Annotated in this window: 11 protein-coding genes; 10 read left to right on the top strand and 1 reads right to left on the bottom strand. The window is 40.1% G+C overall.

The features are described 5' to 3' along the window. Positions 1 to 433 precede the first annotated feature (433 nt). Positions 434 to 967, top strand: a complete 534-nt coding sequence (locus tag ACJVDH_RS21870; RefSeq protein ID WP_443945529.1) for a ComF family protein — start codon at positions 434 to 436, stop codon at positions 965 to 967. 312 nt (positions 968 to 1,279) lie between these two features. Here the strand turns inward: ACJVDH_RS21870 and glyA are convergent, their stop codons facing one another. Next, positions 1,280 to 2,551 carry a serine hydroxymethyltransferase gene (gene glyA / locus ACJVDH_RS21865; RefSeq protein ID WP_443947649.1) on the bottom strand — a complete coding sequence of 424 codons (1,272 nt, stop codon included), beginning with the start codon at positions 2,549 to 2,551 and terminating at the stop codon, positions 1,280 to 1,282. 641 nt (positions 2,552 to 3,192) lie between these two features. On the opposite strand from glyA, the gene ACJVDH_RS21860 reads away from it, so the two are divergent. From ACJVDH_RS21860 to ACJVDH_RS21820, 9 genes are read left to right on the top strand one after another with little or no spacing between them, the layout of a single operon-like run. Next, positions 3,193 to 10,218: an SDR family NAD(P)-dependent oxidoreductase gene (locus tag ACJVDH_RS21860; RefSeq protein WP_443945528.1), complete on the top strand. Its 7,026-nt coding sequence runs from the start codon at positions 3,193 to 3,195 to the stop codon at positions 10,216 to 10,218. Positions 10,219 to 10,236: 18 nt separating this feature from the next. After that, a complete protein-coding gene (locus tag ACJVDH_RS21855; protein ID WP_443945527.1) occupies positions 10,237 to 14,457 on the top strand; it encodes a type I polyketide synthase in 4,221 nt (1,406 codons plus the stop codon). Further along, a complete protein-coding gene (locus ACJVDH_RS21850; RefSeq protein WP_443945526.1) occupies positions 14,445 to 14,747 on the top strand; it encodes an acyl carrier protein in 303 nt (100 codons plus the stop codon). The genes ACJVDH_RS21855 and ACJVDH_RS21850 overlap by 13 nt, the downstream gene beginning before the upstream one ends. Further along, positions 14,735 to 15,496: an alpha/beta fold hydrolase gene (locus ACJVDH_RS21845; RefSeq protein ID WP_443945525.1), complete on the top strand. Its 762-nt coding sequence runs from the start codon at positions 14,735 to 14,737 to the stop codon at positions 15,494 to 15,496. The genes ACJVDH_RS21850 and ACJVDH_RS21845 overlap by 13 nt, the downstream gene beginning before the upstream one ends. 4 nt (positions 15,497 to 15,500) lie before the next feature. Next, a complete protein-coding gene (locus tag ACJVDH_RS21840; RefSeq protein ID WP_443945524.1) occupies positions 15,501 to 16,703 on the top strand; it encodes a glycosyltransferase in 1,203 nt (400 codons plus the stop codon). A gap of 10 nt (positions 16,704 to 16,713) precedes the next feature. Further along, complete coding sequence (locus tag ACJVDH_RS21835; protein ID WP_443945523.1) at positions 16,714 to 17,916, top strand: glycosyltransferase; 1,203 nt, start codon at positions 16,714 to 16,716, stop codon at positions 17,914 to 17,916. Positions 17,917 to 17,919: 3 nt separating this feature from the next. Further along, on the top strand, positions 17,920 to 19,200 hold the full coding sequence (locus ACJVDH_RS21830; RefSeq protein WP_443945522.1) for a condensation domain-containing protein: 1,281 nt from the start codon (positions 17,920 to 17,922) through the stop codon (positions 19,198 to 19,200). Next, positions 19,197 to 20,471, top strand: a complete 1,275-nt coding sequence (locus tag ACJVDH_RS21825; RefSeq protein WP_443945521.1) for a condensation domain-containing protein — start codon at positions 19,197 to 19,199, stop codon at positions 20,469 to 20,471. The genes ACJVDH_RS21830 and ACJVDH_RS21825 overlap by 4 nt, the downstream gene beginning before the upstream one ends. Then, positions 20,464 to 20,967, top strand: a complete 504-nt coding sequence (locus tag ACJVDH_RS21820; RefSeq protein WP_443945520.1) for a hypothetical protein — start codon at positions 20,464 to 20,466, stop codon at positions 20,965 to 20,967. Before ACJVDH_RS21825 ends, ACJVDH_RS21820 begins: the two co-directional genes overlap by 8 nt. Positions 20,968 to 21,008: the final 41 nt, after the last annotated feature.

Below are 21,008 nucleotides of genomic sequence, written 5' to 3'. Positions count from 1 at the left end.
TGCAAGGAAGTTATATATCTTATCCCGTTATTAGATATGCAGATTAAAGATTTGTTTGAAACGATTCGAGTAATCTATTTAGTTAAAGCGTTTATTGAAAACGCAATAAGCCCAGAAAAAAGTATAACGAACTTCGTCTCGATAAGTTGCAAAAAAACATCAGTATATAAGACTGTTACCGGATCGAAATGTGTACCGAGATTGCCTTGCATTCCAACAAACGGTTGTACAATGTTTTTTTTTAAATGCTTGCTATTCAGTATTTTTAGCCATGACTTGGGTAAAACGTCGGTTTTCTGATTTGATAGGATTGTTGTTTCCAGACCTATGCAATGCTTGCGGAACTGAGCTTGTTGGAACCGAGCATATAATTTGCACGAAATGTATTTATGACCTCCCCTATACAGATTACCATATTCACAGCGAAAATAAAGTGGCTAAACAGTTCTGGGGAAGAATATCTCTCGAATCTGCGATGGCCATGTTATACTTCAGGAAAGCCACTCGTGTTCAAAACCTAATTCACAATTTGAAATACAACGGTAAGATTGAAATTGGCTTTTATCTGGGATCGCTATTAGGCGAAAGATTAAAAGATAATCCAAACTACAAAGACATAAATTTTATAATTCCTGTACCTCTTCATCCAAAGAAACTCAAGAAACGCGGATATAACCAATGTAGCCACATTGCCAAAGGTTTATCTGAAATTATTCAAAAACCAATTATTGAAGACGTTTTATTCCGAAAGGAGAAGCGAGAGAGTCAAACCACAAAAAATCGATACAATCGGTATGAAAATATGCAAATGGTATTTAATGTTGCATCTTTCGATAAATTGCAAAACCAACATGTCCTTCTTATCGACGACATAATCACAACAGGCGCCACACTTGAAGCTTGTGCTAAAGTTTTGCTGGAACATGGTGCCAAGGTGAGTATTGCTGCTTTAGCCTTTGCAGAATAATTAGCGATACACATAACACTTGGAAACTTCAAATTAGATGGTGCGTGTGTTTAACTAGAGAAAAAAATTCTATTCTCCAGTTGATTAACGGCAATTAAAAGATTTTTTTATTTTTTTGAAAACCTTTCGGGATGCTTTATCGTTTATATATCTGAGAGCGTTAATTTAGATGGTAAGGGTCGATATTTCTTCAAAGGATATCGGCCCTTTACTTTTTATAACATTCTGAATACTTTTAATTTCAAAAAGTGCAAAAAAAAAACGGCTACACAAGTGCAGCCGCCTTTACTTCCCGATTTGGGACTAAACGATTTATTTGTAAAGCGGAAATGCGCTTACCAATTGTATGACTTCCTGTTTTACGGTGTCGATTGTTGCTTCATCCTCAGGATTACTTAAAACCCGATCAATTAATTCAACAATTTTTTCCATCTCAGTCTCTTTCAATCCACGCGTTGTAATCGCTGCTGTTCCTACACGAATACCAGAAGTCACAAACGGAGATTTATCATCAAAAGGAACCATGTTTTTATTTACAGTAATTTCAGCACGCTCCAAAACATTTTCAGCCAGTTTACCTGTGATGTTCTTATTTCGTAAATCGATCAACATTAAGTGATTATCTGTACCACCTGAGATAATTCCATATCCGCGATCAACAAAAGCTTTAGCCATTGCCTGCGCATTTGCTGCAACCTGTTTAATATATACACCATACTCATCGCTTAAAGCTTCGCCAAAAGCAATTGCTTTCGCTGCGATGATATGTTCTAACGGACCTCCCTGTGTACCGGGGAAAACAGCCATATCCAATAAATTGCTCATCATCCGGACTTCTCCCTTTGGTGTTTTCAGCCCCCAAGGATTTTCAAAATCCTGTCCCATCATAATCATCCCACCACGTGGCCCACGTAAAGTTTTGTGGGTAGTTGTTGTAACAATATGACAATGCGGAAGTGGATTTGCCAACAAACCCTTTGCAATTAAACCTGCCGGATGGGAAATATCTGCCAATACCAATGCGCCAATTTTATCGGCTACGGCACGGATAAATGCATAATCCCACTCGCGAGAATAAGCTGAAGCACCGCAGATAATCAACTTTGGTTTCTCAGCTAAAGCAACTTCTTCAAGTTTTTTATAATCGATACGACCAGTTTCCCGCTCTACACCGTAGAACAAAGGCTGGTATAATTTTCCGGAGAAATTAACCGGAGAGCCATGAGTTAAATGCCCACCGTGAGATAGATCGAAACCCAAAATTTTGTCACCTGGTTGCAAAACGGCCAACATCACCGCAGCATTTGCTTGTGCACCAGAGTGTGGCTGAACATTAACCCATGCTGCGCCAAACAATTCTTTTGCCCTATCAATTGCAATTTGCTCTACTGTATCTACTATCTGACAACCGCCATAGTAGCGCTTGCCCGGTAGTCCTTCGGCATATTTATTAGTTAGTACTGATCCTGCAGCCTCCATAACTTGTTTGCTCACGAAGTTTTCCGATGCAATCAATTCTAAGCCATGCTCTTGCCTGCTTAATTCCTTGTCGATAAGGTCAAAAATTTGGTTGTCGCGTGTCATCCTTATATAGGTTTGTATATTTTTTGCAAAAGTAACAAATTTATCCATAGACCCGTAGTATGAATCTGGCTTTATGGCAAATAACTTTTAACTCCGCTCAAAGTACATCTCCTAATCGTTTAAAATTAAAATTTGCCCATTCCAATTTACTTTCAAAAATTTTCCGGCATTCATTTCATTCATTGCGATCACGAAGACAAATAATGCCAATTTATGGTGTTAAATTCGTCTTATTAATACTATCAGGCAAACACAACAAAAAACAATGCTTTAACCAAGAAAAGCGAGCAAACAAATAACAGAATGAAACAATACGAAGGCGAAAATCACGACCACGACGAAATTCAAAAATTGTATTATTAGTTCTATAAGCCAATGAAGCATTAAAAACGCTATTCAATGCATGCAACTTAAAAATAGCAGAAATTTAATAGCAGCTTAACTTTTGTAGTATTTAATAGCGTTAATATTGTATAATTAATACTATATTGCAAAAGTTTAAAACTACACAAACTTCATCCAACGACCAAATAACCGATTACTTTACTCCTAATGTGTTTTAATAAACGCATGGTTGTTTTTCGTTGAGAAAGAGGTGCTTAGTTATAATGGAAGTTTTTGAACCCTAATTAAAACCGAACATGAAAAAACAAACAATTTTTGGCCTTACTCCCTTTGAGATTCCCGATGTAAACTTAATATTTAAAGTAAACGAGTCTGGAGCATTTCCGGTACTGAATCTGGGGCATAATCAAAGCGATGCAGAAAATGCACTTTTGCAGCTTTCAAATGCAGATTTTCAATTTGGCGTTTGTTTTTCTACTGAATTTCCTGATTTACAACTCCCGGCAGCAGTAACACACATTATAACCAGGCATCCTTTTAAAGTAAACAACCCATATAAAGCAGCACTCATCTACCAGGTTTTTGATCTTAAAGGTGCTATACAAGCCAGAGCGTTGGGGGCACACGGTTTAATTGTGAAAGGAAATGAAGGTGCAGGTTTGGTTGGGTACGAATCTTCTTTCATTTTGTTTCAGAGAATTATACAAGAAATCAAAGATCTGCCGATTTGGGTTCAGGGTGGAATTGGCACGCACACTGCCGCTGCTGTAATTGCGCAAGGTGCAGAAGGTATTGTATTGGATAGCCAGCTTGCACTTTTTCCCGAATCGAACATCCCTCAAGAGCTGAAAAATATCTGTGCAAAATTAAGCGGCACAGAAACCAAATTGATTGACCATTGCAGGGTTTTATCCAGACCAAACTCACCCATAATAGAAGAAAATATCGGCTATGCCGAACTTAAACAATATTTCGGCGGATATATTTTGGATAAAAATTATATCCCGATGGGACAGGATATTGCCATTGGAATTGATTTAGTAACGAAATATAAAAAACTGAACAAACTAATTTTTGGCATTCAGCAGTCTATTTACGGGCATATCAAACAAGCAAAAGCCAATAACAGCATTCGCCCATATAATCCACTTGCACAAGATCTTAACATTACTTATCCAATTGCACAGGGACCAATGACGCGCGTAAGCGATGTGGCTACATTTGCTAATGCCGTATCTGAAGCCGGCGCGCTATCATTCATCGCTTTATCTCTATTAAAAGGAAAGGCAGCAAAAGATCTGATCACAGAAACCAAACAGCTTGCCGGAGAAAAAACATGGGGCGTGGGTATTTTGGGTTTCGCCCCGCAAGAACTTCGCGATGAGCAACAGCAATATATATTGGAAGCGAAACCACCAGTTGTTTTAATTGCAGGCGGCCGCCCCTCACAAGCAAAACCATTTGAAAAAGCAGGTATAAAAACCTTCCTTCATGTACCCTCTGCTTCTTTATTAGATATGTTTCTGAAAGAAGGCGCAACAAATTTCATTTTTGAAGGCCGCGAATGTGGTGGACATGTAGGTCCACTTTCAAGTATGGTCTTATGGGAAAAACAAATTGAAAGATTACTAAAAGAGGAAAACCCAGAGCACATAAGTGTATTTTTTGCCGGCGGTATCCACGATGCATTTTCTACGGCCTTCATTTCCATTATGGCGGCTGCCCTTGCGGCAAAAGGCATAAAAATTGGCGTGCTCATGGGAACGGCATATTTATATACTAGTGAAGCTGTAGAAACCGGCGCTATTTTACAGAAATTTCAAAATGAGGCCCTTAATGCCAATGAGACGGTATTGCTGGAAACTGCACCAGGCCATGAAACACGTTGTCTTAATTCTAGCTTTGCTGATTTTTTTGCCGAAGAAAAACTAAGGCTTCAACAAGCTGGTGTAGATAAAAAAGAAATCTGGGAAAAACTGGAAAGTTTAAATGTTGGCCGTTTACGGATAGCTGCAAAAGGCATTGAACGCCGCGGAAACGATCTTGTAAATATTCCTGCTGCAGAACAAAGCGAATTGGGTATGTATATGATTGGTCAAATCGCCACCATGCACAAATCAACATTCTCTTTGCTCGAATTACACAAAAATGTAGCAGAAGGTAATTACGCCTACATCAAAAACATTTCAATCCCTGAAGCCCCTAAAAAAACAGATAAATCACTCGATATAGCCATAGTAGGCATGGCTTGTATTTTTCCGGGTGCCAGAAATCTGGAAGAATACTGGATGAATATTATTTCTGGTAAAGACGCTGTAACAGAAGTACCGGATGAGCGCTGGAACAAAGACTTATACTATAATCCGGAATCTACAGCCGGCGATATGTCGCACTCTAAATGGGGAGGTTTTATTCCAAGAATTGATTTTGATCCTTTGGAATTTGGAATCCCTCCACAATCTTTAGCTGCTATAGAACCTACCCAACTGCTTACTTTGTTGGTTGCGAAACAAGCTATGCAGCATGCAGGTTATGAAAATGGTAGTTTCGATCATGAAAATGTTTCCGTAATTATCGGCGCAGAAGGCGGAAATGATCTGGCCAATAATTACAGTTTTAGAGGGTACTATAAACAAGTTTTTGGCGAAATGCCCGAAGAGCTGGATCAGGCCTTGCCTAAAACGACTGAAGATTCTTTTCCCGGTATTTTGGCCAATGTAATTTCGGGCAGAATAACCAACCGTCTAAATCTTGGCGGTAGAAATTTTACGGTTGATGCAGCATGCGCATCTTCATTGGCTGCAATAGACCTGGCTTGCCAGGAATTGTTTCTGGAAAAATCTGATATGGTTTTGGCCGGAGGAGCCGATTTGCACAATGGAATAAATGATTATCTCATGTTCTCCAGCACACATGCGCTTTCTAAAAAAGGACGGTGTGCTACTTTTGATGCAGAAGCGGATGGAATTGCACTTGGTGAGGGTATTGCCATGGTTGTACTTAAAAGATACGATGATGCGCTTCGCGATGGAGATACCATTTATTCTGTAATTAAAGGTATTGGTGGTTCTAGCGATGGTAAAAGCCTTGGCTTAACCGCACCACGAAAAAATGGGCAAATGCATGCGCTTGAACGTGCTTATGATCAAGCTGGCATTACGCCTTCTTTGGTTGGCCTGATTGAAGCGCATGGTACCGGAACTGTTGTAGGTGATAAAACCGAAATCAGTGCGTTAACCGATATGTTGAACCAATCCGGAGCAACCGCAGCACAAACACACCTTGGCTCAGTCAAAACACAAATTGGCCACACCAAATGCGCCGCGGGTTTAGCCGGACTAATAAAAGCATCGCTTGCGATTTATCATGGCATTAAACCACCAACCATTCATTTAAAAAAACCAAACAGTATTTACAAAACTGAAACCAGTCCGTTTGCTTTTCATACCGAAGCCGGATTATGGACCGAAAAACAGCGTTACGCCGGTGTGAGTGCTTTCGGCTTTGGCGGTACCAATTTCCATGCAGTTCTGGAAAGTGCCGCAACGCCAAATCCAGAATCGCCAACCATACAAACCTGGCCGGCAGAGTTATTTGTATTTAGAGGAAACAATTATGAAGAAGCGAAAGTTCGTTTAAGCCAGGTTAAGCAATTACTGGAGATTAACGATCAAATTGCATTAAAGAATATTGCCTTTAGCTTGGCAACTGCCAATCCTAAACCTGTACAATTGAGTATTGTTGCCAGCAGCGCTGAAGATTTGGTGATGAAAATTGACCTGGCGCTTTCCGATGTACAAAGTAAAGACACTTATCGTACAGAAAAACGCGAAGGGAAATTAGCCTTTCTGTTTCCGGGGCAAGGAAGTCAGCGGGTAAATATGGCCAGAGAACTTTTCGTTGTTTTCCCAGAAATGCGCAAACTTCTATCCAATTACCCTGAATTGGAAAAAGTACTTTTCCCAAGTACCGTATTTGATGCAGATCTGGCCAAAGTACAGAAAGAACGCATTAAAGACACCAGAATGGCGCAGCCGTTACTTGGATTGGTCGACCTCGCCATTGCAAACTTTCTTAAAGCTTTGGGAATTGAGCCCGATATGGTTGCAGGCCACAGTTACGGCGAACTTCCGGCTTTATGTTTTGCAGGTGCATTTGCCGAAGAAGAACTTATACCGTTGAGTGCAAAAAGGGCGCAATCTATTATAAATGCAGTGGAAAATGGCGATCCCGGAACCATGCTTGCCGTTAGTGCTAAAGAAGAAAATCTGAAATCGTACATGGAAGGTTTATCTGTTTACCCGGTAAACTACAACTCACCTACTCAATTGGTCATTGCCGGAACTACTGCTGGCATTCAGCAGTTTTCTGCAAAGTTAAAAGAAGCAAAAATATCTTTCCGCCCCTTAGAAGTAGCTTGCGCATTTCACAGTCCGGTTGTAGGAAAATCAAAAGCAATTTATAGTGATATCCTTTCTGAGGTCAATTTCAATGAATTGCGACTTCCGGTTTGGTCTAACACAACAGCAGAACCATATCCCGCTTCTGCGGAGTTAATCAAAGAACGATTAACAGATCATTTGGTTCAACCTGTACGCTTTGTGGAAGAGTTAAGCAATATGTATGCGGCAGGGGCAAGAATTTTTATTGAAGTTGGGCCTGGCAAAGTACTCAGTGGCTTGGTAAAATCGTGCATTGGTCAGGATGAATTTATCTTACACACAGAAGATCAGGGTCAGAATAAAATCAGTCACCTGCTCGGAACGTTTGCTGCATACCTCTCTACCGGCAGAAACATCAATTTAAACAAATTATTCGAGGGTCGTTTCACCACTGCCATTAACCTTGACGAACCACTAAAATATAAGAAAAGCCCGGCAATCTGGTATGTAAACGGCCAGCAAGCCATACCATCAACCGGCAAGCTTCCGGCAAACGGAGCAGTTCCAATTACTAAACCGATCATTATGAAATCAAGCTCAACACTTCAAGAAAACATCCCGACTTCTGCCAAAGATCAAATGATGCAAGAGTATTTAAGCAGTATGAAAGCATTAATCCAGGCACAAAGAGATGTGATGCTAACTTTTCTTGGCCAGGTTCCGGCAAATTTCCCTCAGGTAAATTATCCGCCGGCTCCATCTTATCCAATCGCAGAATCTATAAAACTAGAAAACCAAGCAGTAAAAGTTGGCGCAATTGGCAATCAACCAATTCTGGAAAACAAAGCCGAAGCAGTAGCAGAACAAAAGGATTTTAAACTTGTCTTGCTTCAAATTGTGAGCGATAAGACGGGTTATCCGCAAGAAATGTTGGGCATGGATATGGATCTGGAAGCAGATTTAAGTATTGATTCTATCAAACGCGTAGAAATTATTGGTGCGTTGAAGACAGAACTCGGTGGTTTTTCCGGACAAAACCAATCTGAAGATAAAATCATGGAGCAACTTGCGGGCTTAAAAACCTTAAATAGCCTGGTAAACTGGATTGGCGAAAATACTGCACAACCAGCAACGCAAACCATCGCGATTGAAGTATCGGCAAAAGTAAACACACCTGTTCCTTTGAAATTATCTGCAGATTTAATTAAATCCGCAATTCTGGAAGTGGTAAGTGAAAAAACAGGTTACCCGAAAGAAATGCTGGGAATGGAGCTTGATCTGGAAGCCGATTTAAGTATCGATTCTATAAAAAGAATGGAAATTATTGCTGCGTTAAAAGAGAAAGTAGGTTTTGGAACAGAAGGCGAACAGACGGATGATTTAATGGAAAAACTTGCCGCCATTAAAACCTTAAATAGTTTAGTAAACTGGATTGCTGATGTTGAAAATGAGAGTTCGGAGGTACTCACAGAAGCAAAAAAGATCATTGAAGAAAGCATGGACGATCCATCGGTAAAAGAAAAGCTTTCCCGTCTCAGATTTGAACTCACGCCAGCAGCATTAACCATTACAGAAGCGGCTACTCTAAAAAATCAGCGCTTTGCAGTGACTGATGATGGTGGCGGACAAGCGCTTAAAGTAAAAGCATTGTTTGAGAAAAATGGATCTGTTGTAGATATCGTGAATTTTGATGATGATTTACAAAACTATCAGGGCTTGATTATTCTAAACATGTTCGAAGCGCAGAAGAAAGCCGGAATTATAGATCACTTCGCCACGATTAAAAAATTGGATTTTGATAAAGTAAAATGGGTTTACCTGATTGCTGATACCAAAATGTATTTTAACGACCATTCTGATATTTCTTTCCTGAGAAACTACCAGGGATATTCTGGCTTTTTCAAAAGTCTGGATCGCGAATACGAACATACTAAATGCCGTTTCATCAGTCTGGAAACTAAAATGTCTGCAGATGAAGTAGCCAATATGACGTTGAATGAGATTCTGAATCCGGATAAACCATCTGAAGTCATTTACAATGATCACAAACGCCATATCATGGAATTGGTACCCAGTCAACTGAATGCTTCAGAAGAAGAACACATTAAACTGGATAAAGATGCTGTAGTTCTGGTTTTGGGAGGCGCGCAAGGAATCACAGCCGAGTTAACCATTCACTTTGCAAAAGATTACCCTTGTACATACATTTTGGTTGGCCGCTCGGCAAATCCTTTGCTTAACGTAAATGAAGCCACTGCAGCTTTGCAACATAAAGATGATATCCGTAAGCATCTGATTGGTTTGGGCGAAATTAAAAAACCTGCAGAGCTAGAACAGGAAACCAATCGAATTTTTAAAAACAACCAGATTTTGCGCAGCATTGCTACACTGCAAGAAAGTGGTTCTACTGTAGTGTATGAATCTTTAGATTTAAGAGATGAAGCGGGTTTAAACCGCCTTATTGATCAGGTATATGCAGAATATGGTAGAATAGATGGCATTGTACACGGTGCCGGATTACTGGAAGACAAACTTTTTCAAAATAAAACGCAAGAATCTTTCGGCCGTGTTTTCGATACTAAAGTAACACCATTACGTGTATTCGCAGAACGTTTAAGACCAGAAACACAGTTTGTCATTCTGTTTTCCAGCATTGCTTCTGTATATGGCAATCGCGGCCAAACCGATTACGCAGCAGCAAACAGTGTAATGGATAAATATGCCTGGGCGCTAAAACAAAAAATAAAAGGCAAAGTAATGGCTATAAACTGGGGCCCGTGGAAAGGTGCCGGCATGGTTTCGCCAACACTGGAAAAAGAATATCAACGCCGAGGAATTGCACTTATCCCATTACAGGATGGAATGGAAATTTTCCTGAACGAACTTAAATATGGCAAAGAAAGTCAGGTTCTGATCATGGCAGGAAATACCTGGACATAAACCGCTAGCAGAGCTGATATGAAAAAAAACGATGTCGCCATTATTGGAATGTCTTGTGTTTTCGCTGGCGCGAAAGATATGGAACAGTTTTGGACCAATATTCTGAATAAAGTAGATTCTACGCAGTTGGTTCCGGCAGAACGTATAGATCCAGTACACTTTGAAAAAAGTGTAACCGGTGTAGATCGCTTCTATTGTAACCGCGGAGGTTTTATTCCCAATTATGAGTTTGATCCGCAACGTTTCGGCATCTTGCCTTTGGCAGTATCCGGAACAGAACCAGACCATCTGATTACGCTGGATTTAGTTCATCGGGCTTTAGAAGATGCCGGAGTTTTTGAACGCAAATACAATCTGGAAAACACCGGAATTATTATTGGGAAAGGAAACTATGCAGGCGCCGGTGCTACGCGTGCTATAGAAATTGTACGTACAGGCGAGCAAATTGCCCGTTTATTAAAAGATTTACTTCCACATCTGTCCGATCAGGAAATTGAAAAAGTAAAACACGAATATCAGCTTCGCAAAGGACGCTTCAGTGCAGATACCGCAATGGGATTAATTCCCAATCTGGTTGCATCATTAGTAGCCAATCGCTTTAATCTGGGCGGCGCAGCCTTTACTGTAGATGCTGCTTGCGCCAGCTCACTTCTGGCTGTAGACCATGCCGTGCAGGAATTGCATTCCGGACGTTGCAATATGGTAATCGCCGGTGGCGTACACGTGGGCCAAAATGCTGCCTTTTGGAGTATTTTCTCACAACTTGGCGCCTTATCCCGAAAGGAAAAAATTAGTCCGTTTGACCAAAATGCTGACGGATTGATTATTGGCGAAGGTTGCGGATTTGTTGTTTTAAAACGACTGGAAGACGCACAACATGATGGCGACCGGATTTACGCTGTGGTAAAAGGAACCGGAATCAGTAGTGATGGAAGCGGAACCAGCGTAATGAGTCCATCAACAAAAGGACAAATCAAAGCTATAGAACAAGCCTGGAAAAATGCCGAATTAGACATTCATCAAATTGGTTATCTGGAAGCACACGGAACGGGTACACCTTTGGGCGATAAAACAGAAATTGAAACACTAAAACAGTTTTTCGGTAAAGATGAAAATGTAGTTAGAGCGGGTTTAGGTTCTGTAAAATCTAATATTGGCCATGCCATGCCCGCCGCCGGAATTGCAGGTCTAATTAAAACTTCTCTTGCACTATATCACGGCATCATCCCGCCAAGTATACATTGCGGCGCTCCATTAACGCAAATTGCAGAAACCCGCTTTTCCATTGTGCAAGAAGCAATGGATTGGGAGAAATCTGGTTTGCCAAAATTTGCCGCAGTAAACGCATTTGGTTTCGGAGGAATTAACGCACATGTTGTGCTCGCTGGCGTCGATCGTCCAAAAACCGATCCTGTTCTTGTACTTGCCAGAGAAACTCATGAAGAACTGATTCTGGCTTTAGAAAATGAAGATTACAGCAAAGGTAACGGGCAATATCGTCTGGCGGTTTTTCATCCAACGGCAGATCGATTAAAAAAAGCGCAAAAAATTGTTGCTAAAAATACCCCTTGGCGCAACAAACAAGATATTTGGTACAGCAATGCGCCGCTGTTAACTGGTGACGCAAAAGTTGCATTTGTTTTTTCCGGGCTTGACGGACTTGCCGGCGGCGAATTTGAAAGCGTTGCCAAATACTTCAATATTGAAACTACTCAGGATTCTAATGCCGAAGGATTATTAAGCGAAGCTTTAAAAGTGTTAAACAAAAGCAGCGTATTGGATCAGGCGCTGAAAAAACTAGGATTAAATCCGGATATGAATGCCGGACACAGTTTGGGCGAATGGCTTGCTGCGCGCTCCTCATCGCTTGCCGCAGAAAGTTCGGTTATGCACCTTCTGGAAGTACTTAATCCTGAAACCTTCGATCTTAAAGATTCACGTTTTATCGCGGTTGGATGCGGGCTGGATATTCTTGAACCCATTGTAAAAAATATTCCAAACCTATACCTTTCTAATGACAATTGCCCACAACAAGTTATTCTTTGTGGTGATCAGACTGCATTAGAACAATTTGTTCCCATTCTCAAAGCGCAACAAATTTTTCATCAGATTTTGCCTTTCCAATCCGGATTTCACTCTCCTTTCGTAGCCGATAAACTCGATTTAATCCTCGAAGGCATGAAAGATATGCAGTTTCAAAAAACTACAATTCCCCTTTGGTCTGCAACCACATTAGAACTTTATCCGGAAGGCTTTGAGGCCATCAGACAACTCAGCGCAGAACATTTGATAAAACCAGTTCGTTTCAGAGCGCTCACAGAAAAACTGTATCAGGAAGGTGCACGTGTTTTTATTCAGGTGGGTTCTGGCGGTTTAACCGGTTTTATAGACGATACGCTTAAAGGCAAAAACATCAGCACAATAACAGCTAATGTCGCAATACGTTCGGGCATTGCACAATTGCAACGTGTTGTAGCCGCATTATTTATAGAAGGTCGGGAAATTGGAATGGATTTTCTGGACAATATTAAAACGCCTCCTGCTAAACAAAAAGGAATAAAACTAGAACTGGGATTGCCCATTATTGGAAATCTGCAAAGTTTAAAAGGCATCACTGCCGACAAAAAAAATCCGGCAATAGAATTTGCTGCACAGCTGAGTGATAATCCGGTGATGCAAGCTTTCAATGAAAATATGCTGGAAATGATGAGCATGCAAAATGAAATCAGCCAGTTGTTTGAGCAGTACACACCAGCAATACAGTTCAAACCTGCAGTTTTAGAAGGCGTTCAACGGAGAAACTTCGAAAAACACCTTGATGTAAGTCTAGACAATTGCCCATATCTGATAGACCATTCCTTACTTAGACAACCCAAAGGATGGCCAACTGTTGCAGACATGGACCCTGTGATTCCGATGACGATGATATTTGAGCTTTTCGGTGAAATTGCACATGAGCAATCACCAACACAAAAAGTGCATAAAATCATCAATATAAAAGTTTACCAATGGATGAATGTGGTGAAGCCTTTTAGAGAAACCGTTACCGGAGAATGGAAAGATCAAAATCGTGTTTACCTGAATCTTGAACGTTTCGCAAATGCAGAAGTACAGCTTGCGTCTCAACTTTCAGAAGGTAAAAACCAAACGTATGATATTGGGGAAAAGCTAAACATCGACCGCAGCATGCAGCAGATTTATGATGCACATATGTTTCATGGCCCAGGTTATCAAGGAATAAAAAAACTGGTAACTGTAGGCAGCAAAGGTATTGTTGGCTTAATAGAATCTGGCGCGGGCAAAGGTTCACTTTTAGACAATGCCGGGCAACTTTTTGGCCTGTGGCTTCAGCTTACACTCACAAAAGACCGCATTGCTTTCCCTGTAAAAATTCAGGAAATTGAGTTTTTTGGAGAGATGTATGACCAGAAAGGTTTATTTGAATGCACTTGCGTACTAACAGACCTGAATGATGAATTTGCAACTGCAGACATCATCATGAAGCGCGATGGAAAACTCTGGGCAATTTTATCTGGCTGGCAAAACAGACGACTGGAAATAGACGAACCACTTTGGAATGTGTCCATGTCACCTTTGCACAACCGTCTTTCTACAGAAGTTGCTCCCGGCATTTTTATGTTCAGCAATGCATACAGCCGCGTGGTTTCGTGGGATTTTATTCTTAAACGGTATTTCAATCAAACCGAAAAACAACATCATCAAAATCTTTTGCCCAATAAGCGCAGAACCTGGATGATTAGTCGGGTTGCAGCAAAAGATGCCATCAGACATTTGCTCAACACGCAAAAACAACAAGCCTGTTATCCCATAACTTTTGAAATTTATTCTGATGAATACCGCAAACCTTATGTTAAAGGAGGTTTAACCGAAGGCATCCAACTCTCTATTGCGCATAAAGGAACAGACGCTGTTGCTACCGCAAAATTTGACGCCCCCGTAGGTATAGATATCGAACTTATTGAAGAAAGAAGTCCGGCATTTTTCGACCTTGTTTTTAACGATGTTGAACTTGCCCTGTTAAAAGGCCGCGATCAAAAAGAATGGGCAACGCGTTTCTGGGTTGCTAAAGAAGCTTATGGAAAATACCTCGGTAAAGGTTTACAAGGAAACCCCAAAGCCTACACCGTAAGTGCAGCAGATGGAGAACTGCTCACAATAAAGGGCATAAATATTCAAACAATTAAACACCAAAACTATATTATCGGATGGACACTATAACTACACAAACTAAACTGAACAGCGAAGAAATCTTTGATCTGATGAAAAAATTTATCACCGAAGTGATAGGTGAAGAATTTGTTGAAGAAATGGACATTACCCCGGAAAGCTCTTTCACTAAAGATCTGGAAATGGACAGTATTGAAATTGTTTCTTTTTCAGAAAAAATTAAGGCACATTTCGGTGATCAGATTGATTTTACCGGCTGGTTATCCAATATGGATCTGGATCAGCTTATCAACCTGAATCTTGGAATGATCATTTCATATATTGAAGAATGCCAATCCTAGAGGTAAATAACAGAGCGGTACACATTCAGGAGCTGAATAAAGAAGGCGCCGAAACGGTAGTGCTTATTCATGGAATGTTTAGCAACCTTTCTGTGTATTACTTCAGCATTGCTCCAATTCTTGCCACCCGTTTTAACGTGGTTTTATACGATTTGAAAAGCCACGGCATGAGCGGAAGAACATTATCCGGTTACGATTTAAATAGTATGACCGATGATTTGCTGGCGCTGATGGATACACTTGAACTAAAAAAAGTGCATTTGGGCGGTTACAGTTTCGGCGGACTTATCGCTCTGAAAATGGCCACGCGCTTTTCATCAAGAATAAAAAAACTGGCAGTGATTGAAGCGCCAGATCCGAGCGATGAAAAAGCGAGGGGAATTATAGATGAGTACAGCCGCGAGTTTCTGGAACATTATGTAGAAAACTTTACCGATACTACAAAAGTGAAAATGGGCAAAAGGCAAATGGAGAAAAACCATCGGATGTATGAATATCTTTTTCACGAAACCAGCATAAAGGAGGATATGATCAGAGAGCAAGATTTTTTTGGTGCCGGTGGCATTGGCAAAATTCCGCATGATACGCTTCTGCTTTATGGATGGGCCTCTAACTGCCTTGATGCTGGTAAACTTTTGAACAAAAAAATCAGATACGCCCAATTGAAAGCTGTAGAAGGCGACCACAATATTCCGATACAGCAACCACTTATCATTGGTCAGGAACTATTAAACTTTTTCGAACAGTAAGCTTATGGCAAAATTTGTATTCATTGTTCCGCCTTTAACCGGGCACGTTAATCCAACATTAAGCATGGGCGCAGTTTTGTTGCAGCGCGGGCACCAGGTTGGCTGGATTTCTCTTGATCCCACGCTGGCAGAAAAACTTCCATCAGGCGGCGAATTGCTGCAGATAAAATATGATGAAGATGACCAGCAAAAAAAAGATGCAGAAAACTATCTCGATATCATCACCAAAAAAATTGTTTACGGCATAGACAGCATCAAATTTCTGTACGAAGAAGTTCTTATTCCCCTTAACCGATACAGTTATGAAGGTATTGCAAGTTTGCTGGATAGTTACCAACCAGATCTTGTGATTACCGATCATCAAATGTTTGCTGGTGCGATGGCCGCTCAGAACAAGAATTTGCCTTATGCTACATCTGTAACTGCACCTGCAGCGATAAAAATTATGGATGAGCTGCCAAAAGTACATGAATGGGAAGTTAACCAGATTGTTTCATTACAGCGCGAATTTGGAATATATGCCGATAATTCTATTGCCTGTTCTAATCTACTAACGATGGTACTAACCTCTCAGGCTTTTTTCGGTGAATTGGATCTTGCAGAAAATTTCAAGTTTGTTGGCCCGGTACTCAACAACCGTAAACAACATATTGATTTTGATTGGAATACTTTTCACGCCATTCAACAATCAAAAGTTTTAGTCAGCATTGGCACCACTTTCGATCATGAACATAAAAAAAGTTTCTTTTCGAAAGTTATAGACGCATTAGGTGGAGAAGATATACATGTAGTAGTGGTTTCTGATCCTGCACTTTTTAGAGAATGGCCGGAAAACTTTACGGTGCAGCGCCAGGTTCCTCAGCTGGATCTTCTCCCCCATTTAGATGCCGTAGTTTGCCACGGCGGCCACAATACCGTTTGCGAAACGTTGATGAATGGTTTACCAATGGTTGTTATTCCCATTGCCTATGATCAAAGCCATGTTGCCGGCCGGGTTTTTCGCATCGGTGCCGGAGAACGCCTGAATTTTAACCGCTTTAAAGCCACACATTTAAAAGAAGCCGTACAGAAAATACTTGCCCAAAACAGTTATAAAACCGCTGCAGAAGCCATACAAAAATCATTTATTGATGCCGGCGGAACAGAAACTGCAGCCAACCATCTTGAACAACTTGTACCGAAAACTGCTCAAATACTCACCTCTTAAATTCTAACTTATGTCTAAATTTCTATTTGTTGTACCTCCGTTTTTTGGTCACATTAGTCCAACTTTGAGTATTGGTTCCAGCTTAATTGCCCGCGGGCACGAAGTAAAATGGATTGGGATTACCTCATTGGCACAAGTACATGTACCGCAAGGCGGAGAATTTATTTTTCCGGAAGATGATTTGCAGGAATATGCAGAAGAAATTCACCGGATTTTACTGCGACAAGATGACGGACCGGCATGTTCTGGCCCGGAAGTCATGAAACTTGCTTTAGAAGAAACCTACGTTCCTTTTGCCAGAATAATGATGAAAGGGTTAAATAAATTTGTAGACCATTGGAAACCTGATGTAATTGTAAACGATTGCATCACTTTTGCCGGCGCTTTATGTGCACATTTAAAAGGTATTCCTTCTGTTACCACCACACCTGTACCACCAGATGTTATGGGAGATACCGCCAGCAGCGCACCAAAAATTTTTGAGTGGCAGCAAAACCTGATTAAAGGTTTGCAACAGAAAATTGGAATTTATGAAGATGGAATTTTTATTCATTCTCACCAGCTAAATATGGTTTTCACCTCTCAGGAATTTGCCGGTTTTACAGAGAAACCAGCACACATGCAATTTGTTGGCCCGGTAAAAGGAAGGCCAAATCTTGCACCTTTTGATTGGGAGCGCTTACACAAAGCAACCACACCAAAAGTTTTTGTTTCCTTAGGTACTTTGCTGGTTGATATTCGTGCTGCTTTTTTTCAGAAACTGATAGATGCGTTTGCCAATCAGCCGGTAACAATTGTGGCGGCAACAAACCCAGATATTTTTGAGCACTGGCCAGATAATTTTATCGTTAATGGCTTTGTTCCTCAATCTGAACTCATGCCACACATGGATGCCGTAATTTGCCACGGCGGTTTTAATACCGTAAATGACACTTTCAGTAACGGTTTGCCTATGTTGATTACGCCAATTGCTTACGATCATTTCCATACCGCAAAATTAATTGAACAAGCCGGATGCGGTGTAAGCATTAGATACAAACGCCTTCGTGTAGAAGATTTACGCAATACAGTTTTTGAATTATTGGAAGATCCTAAATACAGAACCGCAGCTGAAAAAATCAAAAATACTTTTATACAGGCCGGCGGAAATGATAAAGCCGTAGAGCTTCTGGAAGATTTTGCCCAGCAACACGCAACTTTAGAGACTGCTTAAGATATGAAAAGGAAAATGTTTTTTGGCGAAAGGATGTTGTATGGTGATGGATGTACACCATTTAATTTGGTTTTTCCGCTTAAAATAAAGGGAAAAATTACCGAATCAGAATTGAAAGCAGCATTAAAGGGAATACAGGAAAAACATCCCTGGTTAACGGCATCTGTAGAAGTTGATGAGAAAAACTGGCCTTGGATGAAAGCCAATTCAGCCGAAACTTTTCCAATTCCATTACGCATTATAGAAAGATATAGCGATGACGATTGGCAAAAAGTATCGAAAGAAGAATGGAGTATGCCGTTTGATGCGACTAAAAATCCATTGTTGCGTTTAGTGTGGTTACGTGCCGAAGATGTATCCGAAATTTTATTGGTTATTCACCACTGCCTTTGCGATGGAACAGCAACCATTTCTATTGTTAAAGCTTTACTCGCTTTGCTTGACAATCCAAAAGCTGATATTGGAAAAGAAAAACCTATTCTGAATTTGCAGGATATTGTGCCGCAAAAAGTATTGAAAAGCTTCCCTAAAAGATTAAAAAACGGATTAATTGGCAAAATAACTACAACAGCGTTGCGCCTTATTCCGGTAAAAAAAACAGCCGTAGAACGCCAACAAGATTACATGCTCAATTGGAAACTTACTGAGGCGCAAAGCAAAGCGATAATCCAGTTTTGCAAAACGCACCAATTTACAGTTAACACCCTTTTAAGTGGCGCATTGTTGTGTGCATTCAAATCCGTGCGTGGTACTAAAGCATTTAACAAAATTTCATTGCCTGTTGATGTGCGCAACTACAATCCATTAATTAAAACCGATCATATTTTTGCTTTCGGGTTAATGATTGTGCTTTCTGCTGATTTGAAAAAAGGTTTCATTGATCAGGTAAGAACACTTCAGGCTGATGTCAGTCAGAAACTATCAAAATTAAATCCATATAATTTAATGCTAATGATGGAATCTTGCCATTCTGCATTGAAAAAATTCAGCAATCTGCTTAAATACGGAAAATCCAGTAACGATTGTATGTTTTCCAATCTGGGTAAACTGGATATCGTTTCGCATTATCAAAATTTCGAAATAGAAACCATTTTTAGTCCGTCTGTTATTGGTCCGTTGGGCAATACCACAACTTTGGTAACTTCTACTTACCGCGGAGAAATGGATTTTTCGTTTATGTTTAGCGAGGGCTATTTACCGTACGCAGAAGGAAAAGCGATTAAAGAAAAAATGATGGAAATTCTGGACAATCTTTTAACCCAACCTTTAACTGAAGCCGCATGAAAAGACGATTAATACTTGGCGAAAGAATTATGCATGTAGATTCGAAAACACCATTAAACTGTGTTTTTACTGCAAAAATATCCGGAAAGATTGATGAAGAAAAATTGCGTTTGGCTTTATCCAAAATTCAGCAAAAACATCCGCTATTGCGGATGAAAATTGACAACAGCGGCAAGGAACCTTATTTTGTACACAATGAAAACATAGCCAGCATTCCTTTGCGTATCATCCCACGTCATGATGAACAAGATTGGTTAACGGAATCAAAAAAAGAATGGTATGCATTGTTTGATCGTGAAAATGAGCCATTGGCGCGTTTAATCTGGATAAAAGGACATGCCTATTCTGAATTGCTTCTGGTTTTGCCACATTGCATTTGCGATGGAACAAGTATTTTAAACCTAATGCGGGAATTGATGAGTTTGATGGATAATCCGCAACAAGAACTTCATCCGTATTCATCTTTTAATAGCGTTCAGGATTTGCTTCCTGCAAATTTTGATAATGGCCGAGCGGCACATTTTAAAGGGAAAGTGTTTTCAGCTTTGGCCAAACTTTACTTTTTCTTTAAAAATACCAAGGCAAAAAACGCTCCTGAAAACAATTACGTGATCCACTGGAAATTAAATCCTTTTGAAACGCACCAGTTTATTACAAGATGTAAACAAGAAAACACCAGTGTTCATGCAGCAATATGCGCAGCATTTTTACTGGCTTTTAAAACTGTTCAAAAAGAAAAATCGCATGGGAAGGTGATCAGTCCGGTTGATATTCGCCGTTTTATTCCGTCCATTAAACAAGATACCTTATTCGCCTTTGCGCCAATTGCAGAAATGAATCTCAACCCGAAACTAATAAATTTTTGGGATCATGCGCGTGCTTTAAAAACCGATCTGGACAAGAAAATTTCTGAAATGAAAATTTTCAGTTTGTTGAATATGAGCGAATATTTCCATTCTTCGGTAAACCGGATGATTGGTTTTCTAAAATCAACGAATGGTTCTCACGATATTACGTTGAGCAATATGGGCAGACTGGATATTCAGGAAACTTACCAGGATTTTAAGATCGAAACCATTTATAGTCCAACTGTAGCTTTCCCATGGCGAAACGCCAATACACTTGTGTTGAGCAGCTTTAACAATCAACTCGATTTTTCTTTCCTCTCTAATGCCTCTTTTTTGCCAGAAGCGCAAGCGAAAGAAATTACCCAAAAAGCATGTGCATTGATGACATTGCTAAACGTTTCTAACACCGTTGTATATGCTTGAAGAAGTAGAAACAACTTACACCAGAAGGGTAAAACGCAGAATGTTTTTGTGTAAAAATATGCTCATTTATCTGGCACCAAATGTTTTGTTCAATGCATTAATTCCTTATTTGGTTTTTAAAGAACAAGGCAGTGTACAATTGCTAAATGGCGAACAAAATCTGGCGCGTTTCCTGCTCCCAATGTCTCTTCTATTGCCTTTTATGCTCACTTTTGATATTCTGAAAAAAACAATTGAAGCGGGCATTAAACGAAGGTTTGATCTGGTTATTAAAGAGAATTTCCCCAAGAATAAATACATTTTTAGAATGGCCGGAAAACATGCAATTGCAACTTTTCTAATTGCTGTTGCTGGTATTGCTGCGCTGTATCTTTTTATGCCAGAAGGTTACCGTTACAACATTTTATTATCATCAGTTTTGATGGGTACACTTGCAGGTTTTTATTCGCTTTTTTTCCCAATTCTATCTGTTAAAAAATTGAAAAGGGAGCTATAGGAATTGAGATACAATACCAGGCCTCACTTCCGTGTTTCTAA

The organism is Pedobacter terrestris, assembly GCF_052343045.1.
Taxonomy (GTDB): Bacteria; Bacteroidota; Bacteroidia; order Sphingobacteriales; family Sphingobacteriaceae; genus Pedobacter.
The sequence above is the reverse complement of the archived record's forward strand: the minus strand, read 5'-3'. Positions and strand labels throughout refer to the sequence as shown.